21 protein-coding genes are annotated in these 23,708 nt (G+C 74.1%); 12 read left to right on the top strand and 9 right to left on the bottom strand.

What is annotated here, in order from left to right; genetic code table 11:
• Window positions 1–192: 192 nt before the first annotated feature.
• Window positions 193–1,908 (top strand): lytic murein transglycosylase, encoded by a 1,716-nt coding sequence (locus tag OG338_RS05695; protein WP_405936270.1) that lies wholly within the window; start codon window positions 193–195, stop codon window positions 1,906–1,908.
• A gap of 45 nt (window positions 1,909–1,953) precedes the next feature.
• Here OG338_RS05695 and hrpB read toward each other — a convergent pair whose 3' ends face one another.
• Both hrpB and OG338_RS05685 read right to left on the bottom strand, forming a co-directional pair.
• A complete protein-coding gene (hrpB, locus tag OG338_RS05690) occupies window positions 1,954–4,458 on the bottom strand; it encodes an ATP-dependent helicase HrpB (RefSeq protein WP_405936269.1) in 2,505 nt (834 codons plus the stop codon).
• Between the two features lie 75 nt (window positions 4,459–4,533).
• Complete coding sequence (locus OG338_RS05685; protein ID WP_405940326.1) at window positions 4,534–5,334, bottom strand: class I SAM-dependent methyltransferase; 801 nt, start codon at window positions 5,332–5,334, stop codon at window positions 4,534–4,536.
• Window positions 5,335–5,742: 408 nt separating this feature from the next.
• Between OG338_RS05685 and rpsA the strand changes: the two genes are divergently transcribed.
• The 4 genes from rpsA (at window position 5,743) to OG338_RS05665 (ending at window position 9,522) form a co-directional block, all read left to right on the top strand.
• Window positions 5,743–7,251, top strand: coding sequence for a 30S ribosomal protein S1 (gene rpsA, locus OG338_RS05680; protein ID WP_361029416.1), 1,509 nt, complete (start codon window positions 5,743–5,745; stop codon window positions 7,249–7,251).
• Window positions 7,252–7,418: 167 nt separating this feature from the next.
• The gene (locus OG338_RS05675) at window positions 7,419–8,357 is read left to right on the top strand and encodes a PAC2 family protein (protein WP_405936268.1); all 939 of its coding nucleotides are present in this window, start codon (window positions 7,419–7,421) and stop codon (window positions 8,355–8,357) included.
• 69 nt (window positions 8,358–8,426) lie between these two features.
• Entirely contained in the window at window positions 8,427–9,032 is a 606-nt protein-coding gene (coaE, locus tag OG338_RS05670; RefSeq protein WP_405936267.1) for a dephospho-CoA kinase, read from the top strand.
• Between the two features lie 127 nt (window positions 9,033–9,159).
• Entirely contained in the window at window positions 9,160–9,522 is a 363-nt protein-coding gene (locus OG338_RS05665; protein ID WP_405936266.1) for a tetratricopeptide repeat protein, read from the top strand.
• On the opposite strand, the gene OG338_RS05660 is transcribed toward OG338_RS05665, so the two are convergent.
• Complete coding sequence (locus tag OG338_RS05660; protein ID WP_405936265.1) at window positions 9,519–9,812, bottom strand: DUF6343 family protein; 294 nt, start codon at window positions 9,810–9,812, stop codon at window positions 9,519–9,521. The genes OG338_RS05665 and OG338_RS05660 overlap by 4 nt on opposite strands.
• A 20-nt stretch (window positions 9,813–9,832) precedes the next feature.
• Between OG338_RS05660 and OG338_RS05655 the strand changes: the two genes are divergently transcribed.
• Window positions 9,833–11,002: an ADP-ribosylglycohydrolase family protein gene (locus OG338_RS05655; RefSeq protein ID WP_405936264.1), complete on the top strand. Its 1,170-nt coding sequence runs from the start codon at window positions 9,833–9,835 to the stop codon at window positions 11,000–11,002.
• A gap of 1 nt (window position 11,003) precedes the next feature.
• Here the strand turns inward: OG338_RS05655 and OG338_RS05650 are convergent, their stop codons facing one another.
• The gene (locus OG338_RS05650; RefSeq protein ID WP_405936263.1) at window positions 11,004–11,309 is read right to left on the bottom strand and encodes a hypothetical protein; all 306 of its coding nucleotides are present in this window, start codon (window positions 11,307–11,309) and stop codon (window positions 11,004–11,006) included.
• A 3-nt stretch (window positions 11,310–11,312) separates the two neighbouring features.
• Complete coding sequence (locus OG338_RS05645) at window positions 11,313–12,215, bottom strand: SGNH/GDSL hydrolase family protein (protein WP_405936262.1); 903 nt, start codon at window positions 12,213–12,215, stop codon at window positions 11,313–11,315.
• A gap of 151 nt (window positions 12,216–12,366) precedes the next feature.
• Between OG338_RS05645 and OG338_RS05640 the strand changes: the two genes are divergently transcribed.
• A complete protein-coding gene (locus tag OG338_RS05640; RefSeq protein WP_405940325.1) occupies window positions 12,367–13,626 on the top strand; it encodes a PucR family transcriptional regulator in 1,260 nt (419 codons plus the stop codon).
• A 15-nt stretch (window positions 13,627–13,641) separates the two neighbouring features.
• Here OG338_RS05640 and OG338_RS05635 read toward each other — a convergent pair whose 3' ends face one another.
• Window positions 13,642–13,989 carry a hypothetical protein gene (locus OG338_RS05635; RefSeq protein WP_405936261.1) on the bottom strand — a complete coding sequence of 116 codons (348 nt, stop codon included), beginning with the start codon at window positions 13,987–13,989 and terminating at the stop codon, window positions 13,642–13,644.
• Between the two features lie 252 nt (window positions 13,990–14,241).
• On the opposite strand from OG338_RS05635, the gene OG338_RS05630 reads away from it, so the two are divergent.
• The 3 genes from OG338_RS05630 (at window position 14,242) to OG338_RS05620 (ending at window position 19,551) form a co-directional block, all read left to right on the top strand.
• Complete coding sequence (locus OG338_RS05630) at window positions 14,242–15,171, top strand: slipin family protein (protein WP_405936260.1); 930 nt, start codon at window positions 14,242–14,244, stop codon at window positions 15,169–15,171.
• A 175-nt stretch (window positions 15,172–15,346) separates the two neighbouring features.
• Window positions 15,347–18,208: an SNF2-related protein gene (locus OG338_RS05625; protein ID WP_405936259.1), complete on the top strand. Its 2,862-nt coding sequence runs from the start codon at window positions 15,347–15,349 to the stop codon at window positions 18,206–18,208.
• A complete protein-coding gene (locus tag OG338_RS05620; RefSeq protein ID WP_405936258.1) occupies window positions 18,205–19,551 on the top strand; it encodes an SWIM zinc finger family protein in 1,347 nt (448 codons plus the stop codon). Before OG338_RS05625 ends, OG338_RS05620 begins: the two co-directional genes overlap by 4 nt.
• A 386-nt stretch (window positions 19,552–19,937) precedes the next feature.
• Here the strand turns inward: OG338_RS05620 and OG338_RS05615 are convergent, their stop codons facing one another.
• Both OG338_RS05615 and OG338_RS05610 read right to left on the bottom strand, forming a co-directional pair.
• The gene (locus OG338_RS05615) at window positions 19,938–20,468 is read right to left on the bottom strand and encodes a DUF3574 domain-containing protein (protein WP_405936257.1); all 531 of its coding nucleotides are present in this window, start codon (window positions 20,466–20,468) and stop codon (window positions 19,938–19,940) included.
• Between the two features lie 180 nt (window positions 20,469–20,648).
• Window positions 20,649–21,860, bottom strand: a complete 1,212-nt coding sequence (locus tag OG338_RS05610; RefSeq protein WP_405936256.1) for a pyridoxal phosphate-dependent aminotransferase — start codon at window positions 21,858–21,860, stop codon at window positions 20,649–20,651.
• A gap of 85 nt (window positions 21,861–21,945) precedes the next feature.
• Between OG338_RS05610 and OG338_RS05605 the strand changes: the two genes are divergently transcribed.
• Together OG338_RS05605 and OG338_RS05600 are read left to right on the top strand one after the other, a co-directional pair.
• Entirely contained in the window at window positions 21,946–22,614 is a 669-nt protein-coding gene (locus OG338_RS05605; RefSeq protein ID WP_405936255.1) for a winged helix-turn-helix transcriptional regulator, read from the top strand.
• Window positions 22,615–22,738: 124 nt separating this feature from the next.
• Window positions 22,739–23,227 carry a cupin domain-containing protein gene (locus tag OG338_RS05600; RefSeq protein WP_405936254.1) on the top strand — a complete coding sequence of 163 codons (489 nt, stop codon included), beginning with the start codon at window positions 22,739–22,741 and terminating at the stop codon, window positions 23,225–23,227.
• A gap of 31 nt (window positions 23,228–23,258) precedes the next feature.
• Here the strand turns inward: OG338_RS05600 and OG338_RS05595 are convergent, their stop codons facing one another.
• Window positions 23,259–23,624 carry a nuclear transport factor 2 family protein gene (locus OG338_RS05595; RefSeq protein WP_405936253.1) on the bottom strand — a complete coding sequence of 122 codons (366 nt, stop codon included), beginning with the start codon at window positions 23,622–23,624 and terminating at the stop codon, window positions 23,259–23,261.
• Window positions 23,625–23,708: the final 84 nt, after the last annotated feature.

Below are 23,708 nucleotides of genomic sequence, written 5' to 3'. Positions count from 1 at the left end.
GGCCGGGGTGGCCCTGCGGGCAGGGGCTTCGTCACGGGGATGTCCGCACGTGGACAACTTGTGTTCAGGAAGGTGAGAAAGCGGTAAGAACCGCCCCTCCCGCTGTGTGCCCGCCGCAGGACTTGCCGTAGGGTCGCCTGAGTCCAGGCGCAGGGGAGCGCCGACAGCGACGAGGGGGAGGGCCCACACACCATGGCAGCGCAATTCGGTCGCCGACTGTACAGAGGAGCGGCCACCACCGCCGTGGCCGCCGTCGCCGTGGCGGCGCTCTCCGCCTCGCAGGCCCCCGGCGCCCCTTCCCCGGTCGCCGCGGCGGACGGCGAACAGCCGGCCGCCGGCTCCTCGACCCCCGCGGACCAGGGCCCCGGCGTCTCCGGCGACTCGCCGTACTACACGGACCTGCCGCCGCTGAACACCCCGGACAAGCCCGGCGGTTCGGCCGACCTGCCGGTGGTGACCGGACCCGCCGAGTCCGGCATACCCGCCTCCGTCCTGGCGGCGTACAAGAAGGCCGAGCGGACCATCGCGGGCACGGACGCGGCCTGCCGGCTGCCGTGGCAGCTGCTCGCCGCGATCGGCAAGGTCGAGTCCGGGCAGGCACGCGGCGGCCGGGTCGACGCGCAGGGCACCACGCTCTCCCCGATCCTCGGCCCCGCCCTCGACGGCAACGGCTTCGCCCTGATCAAGGACACCGACAACGGCGCCTACGACGGGGACCGGACGCACGACCGGGCGGTCGGCCCGATGCAGTTCATCCCGTCCACCTGGGCGGTCTGGGGCCAGGACGGCAACGGCGACGGCCGCAAGGATCCCAACAACGTCTACGACGCCGCGCTCGCCGCCGGACGCTACCTCTGCGCCGGCGACCGCGACCTGTCGGCCGCCGCCGACCTGGACCGGGCGGTCCTCAGCTACAACCACTCCGACGTGTATCTGCGTACGGTCCGCTCCTGGTTCACGTACTACAACCGCGGCACGCACGAGGTCCCCGACGGCACCGGCGTCCTCCCGACCGGCCCCACCAGCCGGAACCCGGGCGCCAGCCGGCCGGACAACGGCCCGTCGAGCACCCCGTCCCCGTCCCCGACGCCCTCGCCGTCCAAGACGCCGAAGCCGGACACCTCCACCAAGCCCACGGAGCCGTCCGAGCCCACCCCCGAGCCCTCGAAGCCGAAGCCCCCGACGCACACCCCGACCCCGGCGCCCACCCCGTCCCCGAAGGTGACGGCGCTTCAGGACGACGGCACCGGCACGCTGACCGCCACCGCGGGCGAGGAGTTCGACGGCACGGTCAAGGTGCTGGCGCGAAGCGGCCTCGGCAAGCCGGTCGCCGAGGCGCAGGTGACCTTCACCATCAGCGGCGACACCGACGCCGCGTTCGACGGCGGCGCCAAGACGGTCACCGTCGGCACCGGGGCCGACGGCAAGGCGGCCTCGCCGGTGCTCCGCGCGGGCGAGAAGACCGGCGCGTTCACCGTACGGGCCACCGTGAAGGGCACCTCGGTCGCCACCGCCTTCGAGGCGACCGTCACCGCCCGGCAGGCCGACGCCATCACCAGGACCGGCACCACCGAGCTGACCGCCGTCGCCGGTGAGACCTTCGACGACATCACCGTCGCCGCCACCTACAAGGGCAAGGCCGCGGGCAAGGTCGCCGTCACCGCCACCATGATCACCGACGGCGACGCCCCGGCCGTCAACGACGAGGGCCCGTACTGCACGGACGACGCGGGCGACCCCGTCCGCACCATCGAGCTCACCACGGCGCCCGACGGCAGCCTGAAGCTCCCCACGTTCTACGCGGACGGCCCGGCCGGCACGTACAAGCTGCGCCTCACCACGGAGGGCGGCGCCACGCTCACCATCGACCTGACCGTCGAGGAGCGCGCGGCCACCGCCGCCTCCTGACACCACGCCACAGCCCCTCCGTCCGGCGGAGGGGCTGTGGCGTGCTCACTCCCGCTTCAGCCGCGCCTTCGTGTACCGGGTCGCCGCCATCGTCGCCGGGTCCTCCGGCCACGGGTGCTTCGGGTAGCGGCCGCGCAGCTCCGCCCGGACCGCCTTGTAGCCGTCGCGCCAGAACGACGCCAGGTCCGCCGTCACCGCCGCAGGCCGCCCGGCGGGCGAGAGCAGGTGCACCAGTACCGGCACGCCCGCCACCCGCGGGGTCTCCTGGAGGCCGAACAGCTCCTGGAGCTTCACCGCGAGCACCGGCTGGTCCCCGCCGTACTCCACCCGGATACGCGAACCGCTCGGCACCTCGATCCGCTCCGGCGCCAGCTCGTCCAGCCGGACCGCCTCGCCCGTCGCCCACGGCAGCAGCCTCCGCAGCGCCTGCCCCGCGTCGATCCCCGCCAGATCGGAGCGCCGCCGCGCCCGGGACAGCTCGGGCTCCAGCCAGGCCCCCGGGCCCGCGAGCAGCGCCCCGTCCGACACATCCGGCCACGGCTCACCCAGCACCCGGTGCAGAAAGGCCAGCCGCTCCCGCAGTTGCCCCGCGTCCCGGCTCCACCGCAGCAGCCCCGGGCCCTCGCGCCGCAGCCCCTCGATCAGGGCCTCGCGGACCAGCGCCGGATCGGGCTGCTTCAGCGGGCGCGCGGCCAGCTCGACCGCCCCCAGCCGCTCCACCCGGCGCGCCACCACGTCCCGGCCGTCCCAGCGGACCTCCTCGCCCGCGAACCGCAGCGGACCCGCCGCCAGGAGCGCGGTGTCCTCGTCGATCACGGCCGCCAGACGCACCCGGGCCGACGCCGCGTGCGCCGGCCGGTCCGCGACCGCCACGGCCAGCCAGGGCGCCCCGCGCAGCCCGGAGCCCTCGCCCGGCTCCGCGCCCGTGCCCGACGCCATCAGGAACGCCCCGCCGCCCCGCGCCCGCGCCACCCGCTCAGGGAACGCCAGGGCCGCGACCAGACCCACCGCCGCGTCGTCCGCGACGCTCCGGCCGGTGCCGCCGTCGCCCTTGAGCGCGGACGACAGGCGCCGCACCTCCTGGCGCCAGCGCCCCGCGTAGGCGTCCTGGCCCCGGCGCGCGGTGCGCAGCGCGGCCGCCAGATCGTCCCCGTACGCGCGCGGCGGTTCCTCGCTCAGCAGCGCCACCACCTCGGCGGCCCGGCGCCCGCCCACCTCGGCCGCCCCGTCCAGCAGCGCCCGGGCCAGCCGGGGGTGCAGCCCGAGCCGGGACATCCGCACGCCCCGCCCGGTGACCCGGCCGTCCGGGCCCACCGCGCCGACCGCGCCGAGAACCTCGCGCGCGGCGGCCATCGCCCCCTCCGGCGGCGCGTCGAGCAGCGCGAGCCCGGACGCGTCCGGATCACCCCAGCAGGCCGCCTGGAGGGCGAACGCCGTCAGATCGGCCACCCTGATCTCCGGGGCCGGGAACCGGGCGAGCCGGCCGTCCTCGGCCCGGTCCCAGCAGCGGTACACCGTCCCCGGCGCCTCGCGGCCCGCCCGCCCCGCGCGCTGCCGGCCCGCCGCCTGCGAGGCCCGTACGGTGGCCAGCGCGCTCAGCCCCCGGGCGTGATCGGTGCGCGGCTCCCGGGCGAGCCCCGAGTCGACCACCGTCCGCACCCCGGGGACCGTCAGCGACGACTCGGCCACCGAGGTCGCCAGAACCACCCGACGCCCCTGCGAGGACCCGGCCAGCACCGCGTCCTGCACGGCCGCCGGGGCCCGCCCGTGCACCTGGAGCACCTCGGCCGGCACGTCCGCCAGCTGCCCGGCCACCCGGCCGATCTCGCCCACCCCCGGCAGGAAGCACAGCACATCGCCGTCCCGCTCGGCGAGCGCCCGCCGCACCACCGAGGCGACATGGCTCAGCAGCGCCGGATCGACCCTCATCCCGTGCGGCGGCCGCACCGGCACGGACGGCGGGGCCCACACCACCTCCACCGGATGCGACACGCCCTGCGCCTCCACCACCGGGGCGTCCCCGAGCAGCCGCGCCCAGCCCTCCGCGTCCGTCGTCGCGGACGCCGCCACCAGCCGCAGGTCCGGGCGCAGCGCCGCGCGCACGTCCAGCAGGAACGCGGCCACCGTGTCCGCGTCCAGATGGCGCTCATGGCACTCGTCGATGATCACCGCGTCCACCCCGGCCAGCTCCTGGTCGCGCTGCAACCGCTGGAGCAGCACCCCGGTGGTGACGACCTCCACCACGGTGTCCGGGCCCACCACCCGCTCGCCGCGCACGGTGAACCCGACGCGCTGCCCGGTCCGCTCGCCCAGCAGCCACGCCATGCGCCGGGCGGCGGCGCGGGCGGCGATCCGGCGCGGCTCGGCGACGACGACCCGGCGCACCGGGCCCCCGCCGGTCAGCCCGGCCAGGGCGAGCGGGACGAGGGTGGTCTTGCCGGTGCCGGGGGGTGCGCAGAGCACCGCGGTCCCGTGGCCGTCCAGCGCCTGCCGGAGGGCGGGGACGGCGGTGCGGACGGGCAGCCGGTCGAGAGCGTCGGTGCGGATCACGCCCCCAGTCTCGTACGGGAGCCGCCCGCGTCCCGAACCGGCCGGTGGCTCAGGGACTGTCCTCTGGATCAGGCCCTAGTCCCGTACGCAGACGAAGATCGCGGTCCCCGGGATCAGGTTGCCGCGCAGCGGGGACCAGCCGCCCCACTCCTGGTCGTTCCAGGCGGGCCACTCCGGCTCGACCAGGTCCACCAGCCGGAAGCCGCCCGCGACCACGTCCCGGATGCGGTCGCCCAGCGTGCGGTGGTGCTCGACGTAGACCGCGTCGCCCTGCTCGTCCTGCTCGACGTAGGGCGTGCGGTCGAAGTAGGAGGCGGCCACCGACAGGCCCTCGGGGCCCGGCTCGTCCGGGAAGGCCCAGCGGACGGGGTGCGTCACGGAGAAGACCCAGCGGCCGTCGGGGCGCAGCACCCGGTGGACCTCGCGGAAGACCTGGACCGGGTCGGCGACGAACGGCACCGCGCCGTAGGCGGAGCAGGCCAGGTCGAAGGAAGCGGTGCGGAACGGCAGCCGGCCGGCGTCCGCCTCGACCAGCGGGACGTCCTCGCCGATCCGCAGGGCGTGCTGGAGCTGGCGGTGCGAGAGGTCCAGGGCGACGGGGCGGGCGCCCTGCGCGGCCAGCCAGCGGGAGCACTGTGCCGCGCCGGCGCCGATCTCCAGGACGTCGAGCCCCTTCAGCGCGGCGGCGGGGCCGAGCAGCCCGGCGGTCTCCTCGTCCAGGCCCTCGGGGCCCCAGACGAAGCGGTCGTCGCCGAGGAAGGCGCCGTGGTCGCTCTGGTACTCGTCGGCGTTGCGGTCCCACCAGCCCCGGCTGGCCCGGCTGCTCTCGGCGGTCCCGGCGCCGCGGCGGGTCGCCTCGGGTTCGGCGGCGTACATCTCTTGGCTCATCGTGTCCGTCGTTGTAGTTTGCCTTCACCCCGTCGTACGCGGTACGTACCAAGGGGGCCTGCGCAGCGCTGCACCGGTGTGTCCGGACGTCGCCGGACACGATCTGGCCTCGGTGAACCCGAGTTGTGCCGGATATGGGGCTTTCCGCCCGTGGTGCCCGCCTTCGCGCATTGACCGTGCCCTGCTGCCCCCGTATGCTACAAGTTGCGCTGCGAGCCTGCGCTCCTCAGACCTAGCAGGCCGCGCTCGCATCTGTTGCTAGTCCCCTCGGTTCACGAGGCGCCAGCCGGTCACGGAATTGGCGCTTTCCGGGCTGTCCGGCTTAGGCAGAGGCGATACGGGCTTTCGGCGTAGCAGTACCTACGACTCACTGTCCGTACCGGAGCCCTTTCCCACATGACGAGCAGCACCGAGACCACCGCCACCACTCCGCAGGTTGCGGTCAACGACATCGGCGACGCGGACGCGTTCCTCGCGGCGATCGACGAGACGATCAAGTACTTCAACGACGGCGACATCGTTGACGGTGTCATCGTCAAGGTTGACCGGGACGAGGTTCTCCTCGACATCGGTTACAAGACCGAAGGTGTCATCCCGAGCCGCGAGCTCTCGATCAAGCACGACGTCGACCCGAACGAGGTCGTCAAGGTCGGTGACGAGATCGAGGCCCTGGTTCTCCAGAAGGAGGACAAGGAAGGCCGCCTGATCCTCTCGAAGAAGCGCGCTCAGTACGAGCGTGCCTGGGGCACCATCGAGAAGATCAAGGAAGAGGACGGCATCGTCACCGGTACCGTCATCGAGGTCGTCAAGGGTGGCCTCATCCTCGACATCGGCCTCCGCGGCTTCCTCCCGGCGTCGCTGGTCGAGATGCGTCGCGTCCGCGACCTCCAGCCGTACGTGGGCAAGGAGCTCGAAGCCAAGATCATCGAGCTGGACAAGAACCGCAACAACGTGGTCCTGTCCCGCCGTGCCTGGCTTGAGCAGACCCAGTCCGAGGTCCGCCAGACGTTCCTCACGACCCTCCAGAAGGGTCAGGTCCGCTCCGGCGTCGTCTCCTCGATCGTCAACTTCGGTGCCTTCGTGGACCTGGGCGGCGTCGACGGTCTGGTGCACGTCTCCGAGCTGTCCTGGAAGCACATCGACCACCCCTCCGAGGTTGTCGAGGTCGGCCAGGAGGTCACCGTCGAGGTCCTCGACGTCGACATGGACCGCGAGCGCGTCTCGCTGTCGCTCAAGGCGACGCAGGAAGACCCGTGGCAGCAGTTCGCCCGTACGCACCAGATCGGGCAGGTCGTCCCCGGTAAGGTCACCAAGCTCGTTCCGTTCGGTGCGTTCGTCCGTGTGGACGAGGGCATCGAGGGCCTGGTCCACATCTCCGAGCTGGCCGAGCGCCACGTGGAGATCCCGGAGCAGGTCGTCCAGGTCAACGACGAGATCTTCGTCAAGGTCATCGACATCGACCTTGAGCGCCGTCGCATCAGCCTCTCGCTGAAGCAGGCCAACGAGGCGTTCGGCGGCGACCCGGCCTCGGTCGAGTTCGACCCGACCCTGTACGGCATGGCCGCGTCCTACGACGACCAGGGCAACTACATCTACCCCGAGGGCTTCGACCCCGAGACCAACGACTGGCTCGAGGGCTTCGAGGCTCAGCGCGAGGTCTGGGAGACCCAGTACGCCGAGGCGCAGCAGCGCTTCGAGCAGCACCAGGCCCAGGTCATCAAGTCCCGCGAGGCCGACGAGGCCGCTGCCGCCGAGGGCGCTGCCGCCCCCGCCGGCAACACGCAGGCCGCCTCGGGTGGCACGGGCGGCTCCTACTCCTCGGAGTCCTCGGACAACTCCGGCGCCCTGGCGTCGGACGAGGCCCTGGCCGCGCTCCGCGAGAAGCTGGCGGGCGGCCAGAGCTGACGCTCTGTCCCTCCGGCCGGTCATCGGCCGCGGTAGGTAAGTGACCGTGAGGCCCGCTCCCTTCGGGGAGCGGGCCTCATGTGTTTCCGGCGTGAAAGCGCGCGTACGGGGAATGAGCGGGGTACCCCGGGCGTTCTTCTCCAGGAACACAAGGAGGAGCGGTAACCGTGCCTGATCCGCAGAGTTTGTACGAATGGGAGCCGAAGGGCCTGGCTGTGGTCGACATGGCGCTCGCCCAGGAGTCGGCCGGCCTGGTCATGCTCTACCACTTCGAGGGCTACATCGACGCGGGTGAGACGGGCGAGCAGATCGTGGACGGCCTGCTCGAATCGCTGCCGCACCAGGTCGTGGCCCGCTTCGACCACGACCGCCTGATCGACTACCGCGCCCGGCGTCCGCTGCTGACGTTCAAGCGGGACCGCTGGGCGGCGTACGAGACACCCGCCCTGGAGGTCCGCGTCGTCCAGGACGCCACGGGGGCGCCGTTCCTGCTGCTGTCCGGGCCCGAGCCCGACGTGGAGTGGGAGAGGTTCGCCGCCGCCGTCGAGCAGGTGGTCGAGCGGCTGGGCGTCCGCCTCGCGGTCAACTTCCACGGCATCCCGATGGGCGTCCCGCACACCCGCCCGGTCGGCATCACCCCGCACGGCAACCGCACCGACCTCACGCCAGGACACCGCAGCCCCTTCGAGGAGGCGCAGGTCCCCGGCTCCGCCGAGGCGCTGGTCGAGTACCGGCTGATGGAGGCCGGCCACGATGTGCTCGGCGTCGCCGCCCATGTGCCGCACTACGTCGCCCGCTCCGCCTACCCGGACGCGGCGCTCACCGCGCTGGAGGCGATCACCGCCGCGACCGGCCTGGTCCTGCCGTCCGTCGCGCACGCCCTGCGCACCGAGGCGCACCGCACCCAGACGGAGATCGACCGCCAGATCGGCCAGGGCGACGAGGAACTGGTCTCGCTGGTCGAGGGCCTTGAGCACCAGTACGACGCGGTCGCGGGCGCGGAGACCCGGGGCAATCTGGTCGCCGAACCGGCGGACCTGCCGTCGGCCGACGAGATCGGCCTCGAATTCGAGAAGTTCCTCGCCGAACGCGAGGGCGACGCCTGAGCGTCGCCCCGTCCTCGTGCCCGCTGCCCCGCGCACCGCGTGAAGGCGGCGGGCACTAGGCTGCCGGGCATGCTGAACGTGGGCCTGACCGGGGGCATCGGAGCCGGTAAGAGCGAAGTGTCCCGGCTGCTCGTCGGCCATGGTGCCGTCCTCATCGACTCGGACCGCATCGCCCGCGAGGTGGTCGAGCCCGGCACCCCCGGACTCGCCGCCGTGGCCGAGGAGTTCGGACCCGGTATCCTGACCCCGGACGGCGCCCTGGACCGGCCCGCGCTCGGCGCGATCGTCTTCGCCGACCCGGACCGCCTCGCCGCGCTCAACGCGATCGTCCACCCCCTGGTCCGCGAGCGCTCCGCCGAACTGGAGAAGGCCGCCGGACCGGACTCCGTGGTCGTCCACGACGTCCCCCTCCTCACCGAGAACGGCCTCGCCCCCCTCTACGACCTGGTCATCGTGGTCGACGCCGCTCCGGAGACCCAGCTCGACCGGCTCGTCCGGCTGCGCGGCATGACCGAGGAGGACGCCCGCGCCCGGATGGCCGCCCAGGCCACCCGCGAGCAGCGGCGCGCCGTCGCCGACCTGGTCATCGACAACGACGGCCCGGTCGAGGAGCTGACGGCCCGGGTCCGCGAGGTCTGGTCGGAGCTGAGCCGCCGGGCGACGGCGAAGGGCTGAGCCAGGGGCCTGCCCCGGAGGCGTACCGGAATACCCGCAGCCTCCCCGGGCCTGCCCCGCAGCCGTACCGGAATACCCTCAGCCGCCCCCGTGTTCACCCCGGGACGGACCAGGGAAGGATGCCAGCGTGCCCGAGAGGACCCCGGAAACCGACGTCATCGACTTCCGCGCGGCCGAGCAGCTGCTTGCCGCGCGTGATCCCCGGGGCGCCGTGCGGCTGCTCGACGCGGTGATCGCCGCGCACCCCGAGAACACCGCCGCCCGGCTGCTGCGCGCCCGCGCCTTCTTCGCGGCGGCGCAGCTGCGCCCCGCCGAGCTGGAATTCGAGCTGGTGCTGGAGCGCGAACCGGACAACGCCTTCGCGCACTTCGCCCTCGCCCGCACCTTCGAACGCTCCGGCCACCCCGAACGCGCCACCCGCCACTTCCGGCTGGCGGCGGCGCTCGACCCCAAGCCGGAGTATCTGCGCGCCGCCCGCTTCGACGGCTAGGGCGTGCCCGGCGGCGGGCCCTTGCCGCCGCGCGGCCCGTGGTCGGGGTCGTACGGCGGGATCGAGCGGCCCGGCTGATAGTGCGCGCCCTGGCGCAGGCGGTGTACGACCACGCACAGGTCCGCCAGGACCAGGACGAGCAGCACCCCGCAGACGACCGCCCAGCCGGTGCGGCCGTTCACGGCGAAGGCCGTCACGCCGAAGACGGCCCAGGCCAGGCCCCATAGACTCAGCCAGAGCCGCATCCGCAGCGGACTGCGGGCGGTCGTCGGTTCATTGCCGGTACGCATGGCATCGCCTCCCTACCAGCATGGACCCACGGCCGGACAGGTGCGGTACGAGAGGGCGGGGGCCGACGGTGACCGGTACGACGACAGGGGCGGGCGCGGCGGTCCGCCGGGCCAGGGTGCGCGGATGTCTGCTGGGCGGGGCGATCGGGGACGCCCTGGGCAACCCGGTCGAATTCCTGTCGCTCGCGGGCATCCGGCGCGCGCACGGCGAGCGGGGCGTACGCGGCCTGACCCCGGACGACGAAGGGGTCGTCGGCCGGATCACGGACGACACCCAGATGACGCTGTTCACCGCGGAGGGGCTGATCCGGGCGCACTCCCGGGCCATGTCCAAGGGCATCGGCGGCGCGGAGACGGGCATCGTCAGGAACGCGTACCTGCGCTGGCTGGACACCCAGAACCATCCGACGCCGCCCGCCGCCCCGGCCGGGCATCCCGTACGCAACGGATGGCTCCGGCAGCAGCCCTGGCTGTACGCCCGCCGCGCCCCCGGGAACGCCTGCCTGACCGGCCTCGCCGCCGGGCACATCCCGGACCCGAGGGGCCCGGTCGGTGAGCCCGGGCCGGTCAACACCGGGTCCAAGGGCTGCGGCACGGTCATGCGGTCCGCGCCCTTCGGCCTGACCGGCGAGGACCCGGCCACCGGCTTCGCGCTCGCCGCCCGGTGCGCGCAGATCACCCACGGCCACCCCACCGGCGCCCACGCGGCCGGGGCGCTCGCGGCGATCGTCGGCTACCTCCTGGAGGGCGACTCGCTGCCCGGCGCCGTACTGCGGGCCATGGAACTGCTCGCCCGGCACCGGGGCCACGAGGAGACCACCGCCGCCCTGCGCGCGGCCGTCGACCTGGCCGCGCGGGGCGGGCCGAGCGCCGAGAAGGTGGAGTCCCTGGGCCAGGGCTGGGTGGCCGAGGAGGCGCTGGCCATCGCGGTGTACTGCGCGCTCGTCCTGCCCGGCGCGGACCAGGTCGCCGAGGCCCTGCTGCTCTCGGTCAACCACTCCGGCGACAGCGACTCCACCGGCGCGGTCTGCGGCAATCTGCTGGGTGCCCACCACGGCGACACCCGCCTCCCGCCGCACTGGCTGGTGCTGACGGAGGGACGCGGGGTGATCGCCGAGGTGGCCGACGACCTGTGCCTGGAGTTCGCGCACGCCGTCGAGTGGCCGCAGGACCGCTACCCGGGCTGCTGAGTCAGTCGGTGAGCAGCTTCGCCCGCAGCGCCGCCACCGTCGCCGCGTCGAGCTTCAGCCCCTCCCGTACGTACGTGTCGAAGTCGCCGTAGATCCGGTCCAGGCCACCCGGCGGCCCGTGTCGGTGCGCGGGTCCGGCCGGGTGTACCAGTCGCTGGGGAACGGCAGCAGGCACTCGGCGGGTGCCGGCGGGTCGCAGCCCCCGTGCCGGGGAGGAGCCCGCCGGGGCCGCGTGGGCGGGCGGGGCGAGGAGCGCGGCCGTGCCGAGCGCCACCGCCGGCAGTCCGCTGAGCATCCGCTGCCGCACGGGTCAGCTCCCCTGGAGGTGGGCGCCGATGATGCGCGCGTAGGCGGCCTCACCCCGCTGGTTCGGGTGCAGCGGGGCGGCCAGGGCGGTCGGCACGTACCCCTCGACCCACTTGTCGGACGGGGCCTGGCAGGAGTCGTGGCCCTGGCTCGGCGTGGCGACGTCGATGTACTCGGCGCCGTGCGCGGCGCTCTGCTCGGCGATCACCGCGTTCATCCGGTTCACGCTGCCCTGGAGGAAGTCCGCGTCGACCGGCAGCACGGGCTGCAACGGCCAGCAGCCGCCCGGCTTGATGTAGAGCCCGTACCCCGTCACCAGGACCCTGGCCTGCGGCGACCGCTGATGGATTCCGTCCAGTACGGCTCCGAGGCGCGGCGCGAACGCGTCGATCCGCTGCGCCACCTGGTCGACCCCGCCCTCGGTCAGCTTGTCCTTGCACGGGGTCGCGGTCGGGTCGAGCTGCATGCAGTCCTGCGCGATGCCGACGAGACCGGCGTCGTTGCCGCCGATGGTGAGGGTCACCAGGTCGGTGTCGGCGCGCAGCGCGTCGAACTGGGGCGCCGCCGAGCCCATCGGCACGTCGAGCAGCGACAGCGACTGCTTCTCCGTCATGTGCTTGGACTGGGCCCCGCTGCATGTGACGTCACGCAGCGAGGCGCCGATGCTCGCCGCCAGCTCGTGCGCGTAGTTGTGGGTGGAGCGGCCGCAGGCCAGCGGTCCCGTGATGCCCGGGATGAGCGGCCCCGAGGCCATCGAGTCGCCGAGCGCCACATACTGCACGGGGTCGTCGGCGCTCGCCGCCCAGGCGCCGGACGCGGTGGCGCCGACGGCCAGGGAGGCCAGGGCGGCGGCGGTGGCGGCTCCTCTGACCGTACGACAGAACGTCTTGTTACGGGACGAGTTCATGACGACCTCCGGTGCGCTATGAGTGGGGGCATGGCGGGTGTCGCCGGTCATCATGCAGACTCGAACGCCGTCGTTTAACTGGTGGGTAACGCAGACTTCGCCGGGGGCTTTTGTGACGCGTGACAAAGAACGGGCCGCCGGACAGCGGCCGTTGGCCATCGCCGGACGCCCGGTGGCGATACGGCTGCGGGCCCGTGTCCCCGCCCTGACCACCCGGGTGGTCGCCCGTCTTCTCAGTGACCTCCCGGTCTACGCGGAGCTGCCGCACGAGGAGATCGCGGGCGACATCGCGGACATCGTCCAGCACAATCTGCGGCTCTTCGCGGACGTTCTCGAACACCGCAGGGCCGCCACCGACGGCGAACTCGCCCAGCAGCGCGACTCGGCGGCCCAGCGCGCCGAGGAGGGCGTGCCGCTGGATGCCATCCTCACCGCCTACCAGGTGGGCGTCGCGATGTGCTGGGAGGAGACCGCGCAGGACGCCGGGCCCGGGGACCTGCCCGCCGTGCTGGAGATCATGGACCGCATCCTCGTGCTCCAGCAGCAGCTGACCTCCGCGGTGAGCGGCGCCTATCTGGAGGCCCGGCAGATCCTGGACAGCCAGGAGCACGGCGGCCGGCACGCGCTGATGGCCGCGCTGCTGACCGGTGAGGACCTGGACGGCTTCACCCGCCGCACCGGCCTGCGCCCGGCCGCCCGCTATCTGACGATGACGCTCGCGCTGGCCCCGCACCCGGACGAGACAGGGGCGGGGCTGCCGCGCGGGGCCGGTTTCGCGTCCGGCCCCGGTCCCGCGTCCGGCTCCGGGGCGGGCGCGGGCGTGGCCGCCCGGCGGAAGATACGGCGCATCCGGACGACCCTCGACCGGTTCGCCGGGACGCCCGCGCTGACCGCCCTGGACGCGTCCGGCGGCACCGTGCTGCTGCCCGTCGCGGAGCCGCCGCGCTGGGACGGGCCCGGCGGGCTGTGCGACCTGATCGCCGAGGCGACCCGGGCGGCCGGGGTCCCCGTCACGGCCGCCGCCGAGACCGCGTCACCGGACGGGGTGCCCGCGGCGGTGGCCCGTAACGGGGAGATCGTGGACCTGGTGGCCCGCACCGGCCGGGTCCCCGGCCTCTACCGGCTGGCCGATGTCCTCCTGGAGTACCAGCTGAGCCGGCCCAGCGAGGCACTGCGCGGGCTCGCGGGGCTGCTGAGCCCGCTGGACGCCAAGCCGGAGCTGCTGCACACGCTGGAGACGTACCTCGGACACGGCCTCGACCGCCGGGCCGCGGCGGCGGCGCTGCACGTCCACCCCAACACCGTCGACTACCGCATCCGCCGCATCGACCGCCTCACCGGGCTCTCCCCGGCCCGCCCCGCCGACCTCCAGCACCTGAGCGCGGCCCTCGTCGCGCGCCGCTCGGTGTGAGGCCGGGAGAGGCCGTCAGTGGATCGTGCTGAAGCTGCGCCAGGGGCGCGCGTTCGGCGCGTTGACGTCCGAGAACGTCGTGGCGACGTACGTCGTGCCCTTGCCGGTGCAGTTGGGCGTCCGGTACAGCACGATGTCGACCAGCGTCTCGTTGGCCACCGCCTTCGCACCGGCCGGGGCGAGCCGGTGGCAGCCCTTGACCGAGGGGCTGTTCACCTCGACCACGGCGTCCCGCTCGGTGGTGTAGATGACCGGGCCGACCGCGGTCCGGCCGAGGCCCGAACAGCCTGCGACGGTGAGGGCCAGGAACACGGCCTGGGCGGCGATGCCGAGCCGGCGGCGTCGGCGGTCGATCACGGGCATGGGCGGATCCTCGTCTGTCGCGTCACCACGCACACCGCGGGTGTACGTGCCGGTGCCGCTCACCCTGCCCGCTTCCCCGGGCCCCGGCATCCGGGAAGCGGCCGGGCGGGGGAGCGCGGCCACGACCGGCGTACGCACGGAGGCTCGCCCCGGAGCGGAACCGGGCATACCGTGGTATTAGCGGGTATCAGCGCACGAAGAGGGTGCGAGGCAGCCGAGAGCCGGGGTCGATCCGGCTGGCAGGGGGCCGTCATGGTCCAGGACCTCTTGATCGCGGTGATCGCCGCAGTGGCGGCGGGCGCCCTGTATCTGGCGGCGGCAGCCAGGGTCGTCAGGCAGTACGAACGGGGCGTGGTCCTCAGACTGGGCCGGCTCCGCGACGAGGTGCGCCCGCCGGGGTTCACGATGGTGCTGCCGGTCGTCGACCGGCTGCGCAAGGTCAACATGCAGATCGTGACCATGCCCGTGCCGGCCCAGGACGGGATCACCCGGGACAACGTCACGGTCCGGGTGGACGCCGTCATCTACTTCAAGGTCGTCGACCCGGCCAGCGCGGTCGTGGAGGTCGAGGACTACCGCTTCGCGGTCTCGCAGATGGCCCAGACGTCCCTGCGTTCCATCATCGGCAAGAGCGATCTGGACGACCTCCTCTCCAACCGGGAGAAGCTGAACCAGGGCCTGGAGCTGATGATCGACAGCCCCGCGGTCGGCTGGGGCGTCCAGATCGACCGGGTCGAGATCAAGGACGTCTCGCTGCCGGAGACCATGAAACGCTCCATGGCCCGCCAGGCCGAGGCCGACCGTGAGCGGCGCGCCCGGGTCATCAACGCGGACGCGGAACTCCAGGCGTCCAAGAAGCTGGCCGAGGCGGCCTCCGAGATGTCCGCCCAGCCGGCCGCGCTCCAGCTGCGACTGCTCCAGACCGTGGTGGCCGTCGCGGCCGAGAAGAACTCCACGCTGGTGCTGCCGTTCCCGGTGGAACTGCTGCGCTTCCTGGAACGGGCCCAGCAGGGGGCGCCGGTGGCGCCCGCCCCCGAGGTCGCGCAGACGCCGGACTCCGGTGCGCGGGCGGGGCCGGCCGGGGACTCCGGTGCGCCCGCCGCAGATGGCACACGGCCCTCGGACTCCGGTACGCCGGACCCGCGTCCGGCCGCCTCTTCGCGGCCGTACGCCCACCACTGACCGCTCCGCGCGGCCGCTCCCCGGCCGCCGTCCGACCCGTACGAGCTGCGGGGACGGCGGCGGCCGGGCCCTTGTCCGGGGCGTTGTCAGACCTCCCGCCTAGACTCGCGGAGCAGTGGGATCAGTCCGGGCCGTCCGTGCTGACCAGGGACGAAGCGCGTGAGGGGAGGGACCGGTGAGCACCGCACCGCCGCCGCAGGACGCGGACGACAGCCGTCTGCCGCGCTGCGCCGCCGTCTTCCTGCCCGGTACGCCGCCGCGCCGGGGCCGGGTCGCCTTCTGGGACCCGCTCGACGCCCCGCTCCCCGAGATCGAAGGCGCCCGGAGCGAGGAGATCACGGTCGTCCGGCCGTACGGTGCCGAGGGCGCGGTCCGCCCGCAGTCCGTGCCCGCGCTCCTGCTCACCGTCGCCGACGCCCTGCCCCTGCTCGCCCGCGCCCGCCACCTCCGCTCCGCCCACCCGGCGACCCGCGCCTGGGGCGCCGCCGCCCTGCACGCGCTGCACCTGGTGGCCGGCGGCCGCATGCTCCCCGGGCTGACCGCCGACGACCACGACGCCTGGCGGGCCGGCCCGCGCGACGCCGGGGACGTCGCCCACCTGCGCGCGGTGGCCGCCGCCCTGCCCTGGGAGGGGCACGCCGTCCCGCTGCCCGGCCCGACCCCGCCCCGGCTGCCCGATCCCGAGGCGCTGATCGGCGCCTTCCTCGACGCCGTGGCCGACACGCTGCCCCGGACGCCCGCCGCCGCGTTCGCCGTGGGCGCCCCCTTCGCGGCGGCCGAGCCCCAGCAGCTGCCCGGCGCCCGGGAATGGGCCGTCGAGGTCGCCTCCGGCCTGGACGCCGGGGTCCGGGTGTCGCTGCGCCTGGACCTCTCCGCGTACGAACTCTTCGACACGACCGGCCCCGACACGACGGCGGGCACCCCCGAGCGGCACGCCGCGGCCGCCGTCACCCAGGTGCACAGCCTCGCCGACCCCACCTATGTGGTGGACGCCGCCGCCCTGTGGGCCGGAGAGGCCGGCGAGCCCTTCGGGCCCCGGGCGCGGGTCGACACCGCGCTCGCCCTGCGCCGCGCCGCCCGCGTCTGGGCCCCGCTCGAACGGCTCCTGGACCAGCCGGTCCCCGATGTGCTGGCCCTCGGCGAGGACGAGCTGTACGAGCTGCTCGGCGCCGCCGGGAGCCGCCTCGCCGCCGCCGGGGTCAGCGTCCACTGGCCCCGGGAGCTGGCCCGCACCCTCACCGCCGCGGCCGTGGTCAGGCCCGCGCCCGGCACGGCCACGGACGGCACCGCGTTCTTCGACGCCGAACAGCTCTTCGCCTTCAACTGGCAGCTCTCGCTCGGCGACGAACGGCTCACCGAGGCCGAGATGGACGTGCTCGCCGAGGCCCACCGCCCCGTGGTGCGGCTGCGCGACCAGTGGGTCGTCGTGGACCCCGCGCTGGTCCGCAAGGCCCGCAAGCGGGAGCTGGGCCTGCTCGACCCGGTGGACGCCCTGGCCGTCGCCCTGACCGGCAGCGCCGAGGTGGACGGCGAGCAGGTCGAGGCGGTCCCCGCCGGGGCGCTCGCGGCGCTGCGCACCCGCCTCCTCACCGACGACGCCCCGCTCGCCCCGCCGCCCGGACTCCACGCCACCCTCCGGGACTACCAGCTGCGCGGGCTGGCCTGGCTGGACCGGATGACCGCCCTCGGCCTCGGCGGCTGCCTCGCCGACGACATGGGCCTCGGCAAGACGATCACCCTGATCGCCCTCCACCTCCACCGCGCCCACCCCGCGCCCACGCTGGTCATCTGCCCCGCCTCCCTGCTGGGCAACTGGCACCGCGAGATCAACCGCTTCGCCCCCGGCGTCCCCGTGCGCCGGTTCCACGGCACCGGCCGCACCCTCGCCGGGGCGGACCGGGGCTTCGTCCTCACCACGTACGGCACGATGCGCTCCAGCGCCGCCGAGCTGGCCGCCCACGGCTGGGGCCTGGTCGTCGCCGACGAGGCGCAGCACGTCAAGAACCCCCACTCCTCCACCGCGAAGGCCCTGCGCACCATCCCGTCCCCGGCGCGCGTCGCCCTCACCGGCACCCCCGTCGAGAACAACCTCTCCGAGCTGTGGGCGCTGCTCGACTGGACCACGCCGGGACTGCTCGGCCCGCTCAAGGCGTTCCGGGCCCGGCACGCCCGGACCGTGGAGAACACCGGCACGGCGGCCGGCCTCGGCAACGACGAGGCGGTGGAGCGGCTGTCCCGGCTCGTGCGGCCGTTCCTGCTGCGCCGCAAGAAGTCCGACCCCGGGATCGCGCCCGAGCTGCCGCCCAAGACGGAGACCGACCACCCCGTCTTCCTCACCCGCGAGCAGGCCACGCTGTACGAGGCCACGGTGCGCGAGACCATGGCGTACATCGAGGCGTCCGAGGGCATCGCCCGGCGCGGCCTGATCATGAAGCTGCTCGCCTCGCTCAAGCAGATCTGCAACCACCCCGCGCAGTATTTGAAGGAGGACGCCGCCCGGCTCACCGGACGTTCAGGCAAGCTCGCCCTCCTGGACGAACTGCTCGACACGATCCTCGCCGAGGACGGCTCCGTGCTCGTCTTCACCCAGTACGTGACGATGGCCCGGCTGCTGTCCGCCCACCTGACCGCCCGCGCGATCCCCTCCCAGCTCCTGCACGGCGGTACGCCGGTGCCCGAGCGGGAACGGATGGTGGACCGTTTCCAGTCCGGTGAGGTCCCCGTCTTCCTGCTCTCCCTCAAGGCGGCGGGCACCGGACTCAACCTCACCCGGGCCGCCCATGTCATCCACTACGACCGCTGGTGGAACCCGGCGGTCGAGGAGCAGGCCACGGACCGGGCCTACCGCATCGGTCAGACCCAGCCCGTCCAGGTGCACCGGCTGATCGCCGAGGGCACGGTGGAGGACCGGATCGGCGAGATGCTGCTCGCCAAGCGGGCCCTCGCCGACGCCGTCCTCGGCAGCGGCGAGAGCGCGCTCACCGAGCTGAGTGACCGCGACCTGGCCGACCTCGTCTCCCTCCGGAGGCCGTCATGAGCCCCGCCCCCCGCCGCACCGGCGCCCCCCGCCCCACCACCGGACCGCTCGCCGCCCGCCCGGAGACCACCCGCCCCGGCGCCCGCTCCCGCCCCGGCCCCGACGACTTGCGGCGCACCTTCGAGGCCGTCCCGGCGCGCACGTCCGGGGAGGGCGAGCCGTTCGCGGAGAGCTGGTGGGGCCGGGCCTGGGTGGCGGCGCTCGAATCCCTGTCGATGGACGGCCCCCGTCTCGCCCGGGGCCGGGACTACGCGGACGGCGGCCACGTCGCCGCGATCACCGTCACCCCGGGGCACGTCGTCGCGTATGTGCACGGCAGCCGGCCCCGCCCGTACCGCGCGGAGCTGCGGCTGCGCACGTTCACCGACCCCGACTGGGACACCCTGCTCGACGCGGTCGCCGCCCGCCCCGGCCACCTCGCCGCGCTCCTCGCCAAGGAGATGCCGCACTCCCTGGCCGACACGGCGACCGAGGCCGGGATGACCCTGCTGCCCGCCCCCGGCGACCTCGGCCCCGCCTGCACCTGCCCCGACCGGGGCAGGCCCTGCAAGCACGTCGCCGCCCTCAGCTACCAGATGGCCCTCCTGCTGGACACCGACCCGTTCGTCCTGCTCCTGCTGCGCGGCCGGGGCGAGCGCGAGCTGCTGGACGAGCTGGCCCGGCGCAACGCCGCGCACTCCGCCCGGGAGCGGCCCCCCGCCCCCGACACCCCGTCCGTCCCCGCCGAAGAGGCGCTGGCCGGCCGCTTCCTGCCCCCGCTGCCCGCGCCCTTCCCCGTCGACCCGCATCCGGGCCGCCCGCCCGCCTACCCCGTCCTCCCCGGCGCCCGGGACCCGCTCGCCCTGGACCAGCTCGCCACCGACGCGGCGGCCCGCGCCCACGCCCTGCTGACCACCGGCCACGACCCGCTCGCCGGACTCACCACCTGGCAGGACGCCGTCCGTCTCGCCGCCGCCGGACCCACCGCCGGGCTCACCGCGATGACCCGGGCCCTCTACCGGGAGCTGGCCTCCGCCACCGGCCGCAACACCACGGACCTGGCCCGCGCAGTGGCCGCCTGGCGGCAGGGCGAGGCCGAGGGGCTCGCGGTCCTGGAGACCTCGTGGGACCCCCCGGCCGGCCCGTTCGACCGCGCCCGCCCGGCCCTCGCCGCCGCCGGCTTCCCCCGCTTCCAGCCCTGGCGCAACCACCTCACGCACCCCGGCGGCGCCCTCCAGCTCCGCTTCGGCCGCGACGGCCGCTGGTACGGCTACGAGTCGGACCCGGGCCAGGACGAGTGGTGGCCGCGCGCCGCCCCCGGCCACGACCCGGTCGGCGCGCTCCTGGCGCTGACCGGCGGCTGAGGAGCCCCCGGCGGCGAACCCGTCCGGCACGGGCTCGTCCCCGAGGTCAGGGCCCGCACCACCGCCCGCGTTCGTACGCCGGTGACCAGGGCGGCCACCTGCTCGGTCGGCGCGATCAGGTCCCCGCGCGGCGAACCGGTGTCGGGGATGCCGATTGTGGGACCGGGCGGACCTCTCGCAGCGTGAGGTGAACACGGCCATCGGCCTGATGGGCGTGCTCATCGCGGCCGCCGCCGACGGGGCCCGCACGGGCGGCCGCAGTCCCTTCTTCCGTACCGTCCTGGCCGGATTCGGGCTGCACGGGGTGGCGCACCTCGCGCAGCCGGCGGCGTACGGCGGCCAGGGTGCCGGCCCGTCCCCGTACGACCGGCGCGGGGACGCGCCCCTCAGAAGTCGGCAGTCAGCCGCTCCTCCAGGCGGCCCACCGAGTCCTGGGCGTACTCCTTCTCGTACGCGTCGCGGATGCGCTCGATCTGGCGGCCGCGCAGCCGGGCCTCGGAGGCCGGGTAGAGCAGGGTCAGCTCGTAGCTGCGCTCGCGCTCGATGACGCCGTGGGAGTCGCGCCACTGGCCCCGGCCGTCCTGGATGGTCAGCCCGTTCGGGAAGCGCGGGGTGACCTCCTCGTCGATGAAGGCGAGGAACTGCCGGTCGGTCACCACCGGCCCGCCGTCCGGGCGTTCGGTGCCGAAGAGCAGCCGGGTCTCGATGTAGTCCTTCCCCCGCACGGCTCCCGCCACTGCCGGGCGCGGCTCCGGCGAGGCGCCCGAGCCGAGCGTCGCGTATGCGACGGGCGTGCCCACCGCCAGGACGGCGAGCCCCGCCGTGGCGGCGACGAGCGCGGCGCGGCGGCGCGGGCGGCGGCTGTCGGGGGAGCCGGCCGGCTCGCTCGCGGCGGCGGTGCGGGACAGGAGAGGCATGGCGGAGCCCTTCGATCCGGATACGGGGAGGCGCACAGGCGCGGGCCTCACTGTCGCAAGCGGGCCCCGGCCCGGGGCGGCGGAAGCCGGGCGTCCCCGGGAATCCACCCGATCGGGCGGGCGTGCACCGGCGCGCGGAAGGGCATGGGCCGCCCGCTCCTCATCCGGCGGGCGGCGGCCTCACTGCCGGTACCCTGCCAGGAACCGCCCGATCCGGCTGATCGCGGCGTCGAGGTCGTCCGCGTGCGGCAGGGTCAGGATGCGGAAGTGGTCGGGGCGCGGGTAGTTGAAGCCGGTGCCCTGGACGACCTGGATCTTCTCGCGCAGCAGCAGGTCCAGGACGAACTTCTCGTCGTCCGCGATCGGGTGCACCTTCGGGTCGATGCGCGGAAAGGCGTACAGCGCGCCCTTCGGCTTCACGCAGGACACGCCGGGGATCTCGTTCAGCTTTCGCCAGGCCCGGTCGCGCTGCTCGTACAGCCTGCCCCCGGGAACCACCAGGTCCCGGATCGACTGCCGGCCGCCGAGCGCGGCCTGAATGGCGTACTGGGCGGGGGCGTTGGGGCACAGCCGCATCGAGGCCAGCATGGTCAGCCCCTCCAGATAGCTGCGGGCGTGCTGCTTCGGGCCCGACACCACCATCCAGCCGGAGCGGAATCCGGCCACCCGGTACGTCTTCGAGAGCCCGCTGAAGGTGAGGCAGACCAGGTCCGGGGCGAGCGCCGCCACGCTGTGGTGCTCGGCGTCGTCGTAGAGGATCTGGTCGTAGATCTCGTCGGCGAACACCATCAGACCGTGCCTGCGGGCCAGATCGAGGATGTCCGAGAGGACCTCGCGCGGATAGACGGCCCCGGTCGGGTTGTTGGGGTTGATGATCACCACGGCCCGGGTGCGGTCGGTGATCTTCGAGGCCATGTCGGCGACGTCCGGATTCCAGTCGGACGCCTCGTCACAGGTGTAGTGCACGGCCTTCCCGCCGGCCAGCGTCGTGACCGCGGTCCACAGCGGGTAGTCCGGGGACGGGATCAGCACCTCGTCGCCGTCCTCCAGAAGCCCCTGGACGGCCATCGAGATCAGCTCGGACACGCCGTTGCCGAGGAAGACGTCGTCCACGCCGACCTCGGTCAGGCCCATCGCCTGGTAGCGCTGGACCACGGCACGCCGGGCCGACAGGATGCCGCGCGAGTCCGTGTAGCCGTGGGCCTGCGGGAGCATCCGGATCATGTCCTGGACGATCTCCTCGGGCGCCTCGAAGCCGAAGAGGGCCGGGTTGCCCGTGTTGAGCCGGAGCACGCTGTGGCCCGCCTCCTCCAGGGCGTTGGCGTGCTCGATGACGGGGCCCCGGATCTCGTAGCAGACCTCGTTGAGCTTGCTGGACTGGCGGAATTCCATGTGGTGCCTCCCCGACCCGATTGTGATACTTGGTTTTACCAAGCTCGGGCTTGGAAAGTCCAACAACATGTCTAGACTGCGTCGCATGCCACGTCAGACACAGCCGGCCACCCGCCCGGCCCGCCGCCGGAGTTACGACCAGTTCTGCGCCGGCGCCCGCGCCCTGGACGCGGTCGGCGACCGGTGGACGCTGCTGATCGTCCGTGAACTGCTGGCCGGTCCCCGCCGCTACACCGATCTCCATGCCGACCTGCCCGGCGTCAGCACCGATGTCCTGGCCTCCCGGCTCAAGGACATGGAGCAGGGCGGCCTCGTCACCCGCCGCAAGCTCCCGCCGCCGGCCGCCGCCACGGTGTACGCGCTCACCGCACGCGGCCACGGACTGCTGCCGGTCCTCGCCGCGCTCGCCGAGTGGGGCGCCCCCGCACTGGCCGAGCGGCGCCCCACGGACGCGGTCCGGGCGCACTGGTTCGCGCTCCCGCTGCTCAGCGCCCTGAAGGGGGCGGCGGCCACGGGCGTGCTCGACGTCCGCCTGGACGAGGGCGAGTTCCACATCCGTACCGGCGAGGTGGCGCCCGGTGAGCCGGTGTACGGGGACGGGCCCGCCGCCGGCGCCGACGCGCGCATCGTGCTCGACGCGGAGCTGTGCCTGGCGCTCGGGCGCGGCGAGCCGACGTTCGCGGAGGCGGTCGGGGACGGCCGGATCGAGGTGTACGGGGACGGTGCGCTGGCCGAGGAGCTGCGCGGCGCCTGACCGCCTTGGCCAGGCCAGGCCAGGCCGGGCTGGGCCGGATGCCGATGGCGTGATTCCAGCGGTCCGCTTCCGGGTAGCGTCCGGGCATTTGAGATGTCCGTGACACCCGAGACAGGAGAGACCCATGGGGAACGGCGTACAGCGGGTGCGGCAGGCCCGGCGCGGCAGGGCGTTCGTCGTCGCGGGGTGCGTGGCCGCGCTCGCCTTCGTACCGACGGCGGCCGGTGCCACGCCCGGCAGCGGGGTGACCGCGACCGTCGTGGCCAAGGGCACCTCGCCGGGCAAGCTGAAGGTGAAGGCGCCGAAGGGCCGGGCGGACGTCACCTTCCGCACCATCACCATCGAGCCGGGCGGCTCCACCGGCTGGCACACCCACACCGGCCAGCTGATCGTCGTCGTCAAGTCCGGCACGCTCACCCGCACCCTGGACGACTGCTCGGTCGAGGTGTCCCCGGCGGGCACGTCGTTCATCGAACCGTCGGGGAAGAAGCACCGCCACATCGGCCGCAACCTGGGCACCGAGCCGGTGGTCCTCTGGGTGACGTATCTGCTGCCCGAGGGCAGCGAACTCTCCGACGACGCCGACGCGGTGGCCTGCAAGCCGGGGAAGTGACTCGCGGGAGCGCTCGCCCGGCCCGCCGGAGTCAGCGGGCGAGCGTCTCCCCGTACGCGCCGAGCCCGGCGATCACCAGCCCGTCGCGCAGGGTCAGCACCTCGTACACCCGGCCGCCGATCTGGTTCCGGTAGTCGATCACCAGCGCGTCGACGCCGGCCCGGACGTCCATCACCTCGAACTCCAGGTCCGGGATGAGCTCCAGCCCGCGCTTCCAGTACGCCCGCAGGGCGTCCTTGCCGCGCACGGTCCCGGACGGATCGCCGGTGAACCGGGCGATCATCGGGGAGCTGAAGGTCACGTCCTCGTCATAGTGCGTCAGGATGCGTTCCAGATCGCGGGAGTTCCAGTCGTCCTGCCAGCGCGCTGCGAACTCACGGGCGAATTCAAGATCCATGGCCACGACCGTAATCCTCGCGGCGGATTCCGGCGGCGGTATTCCGGCATCCGGCCACCGGGCGGGACGCGCGATGATGGACGG

It is taken from the genome of Streptomyces sp. NBC_00726 (assembly GCF_045161735.1).
Classification (GTDB): domain Bacteria; phylum Actinomycetota; class Actinomycetes; order Streptomycetales; family Streptomycetaceae; genus Streptomyces.
This window is presented reverse-complemented; position numbering and strand designations above follow the sequence as displayed.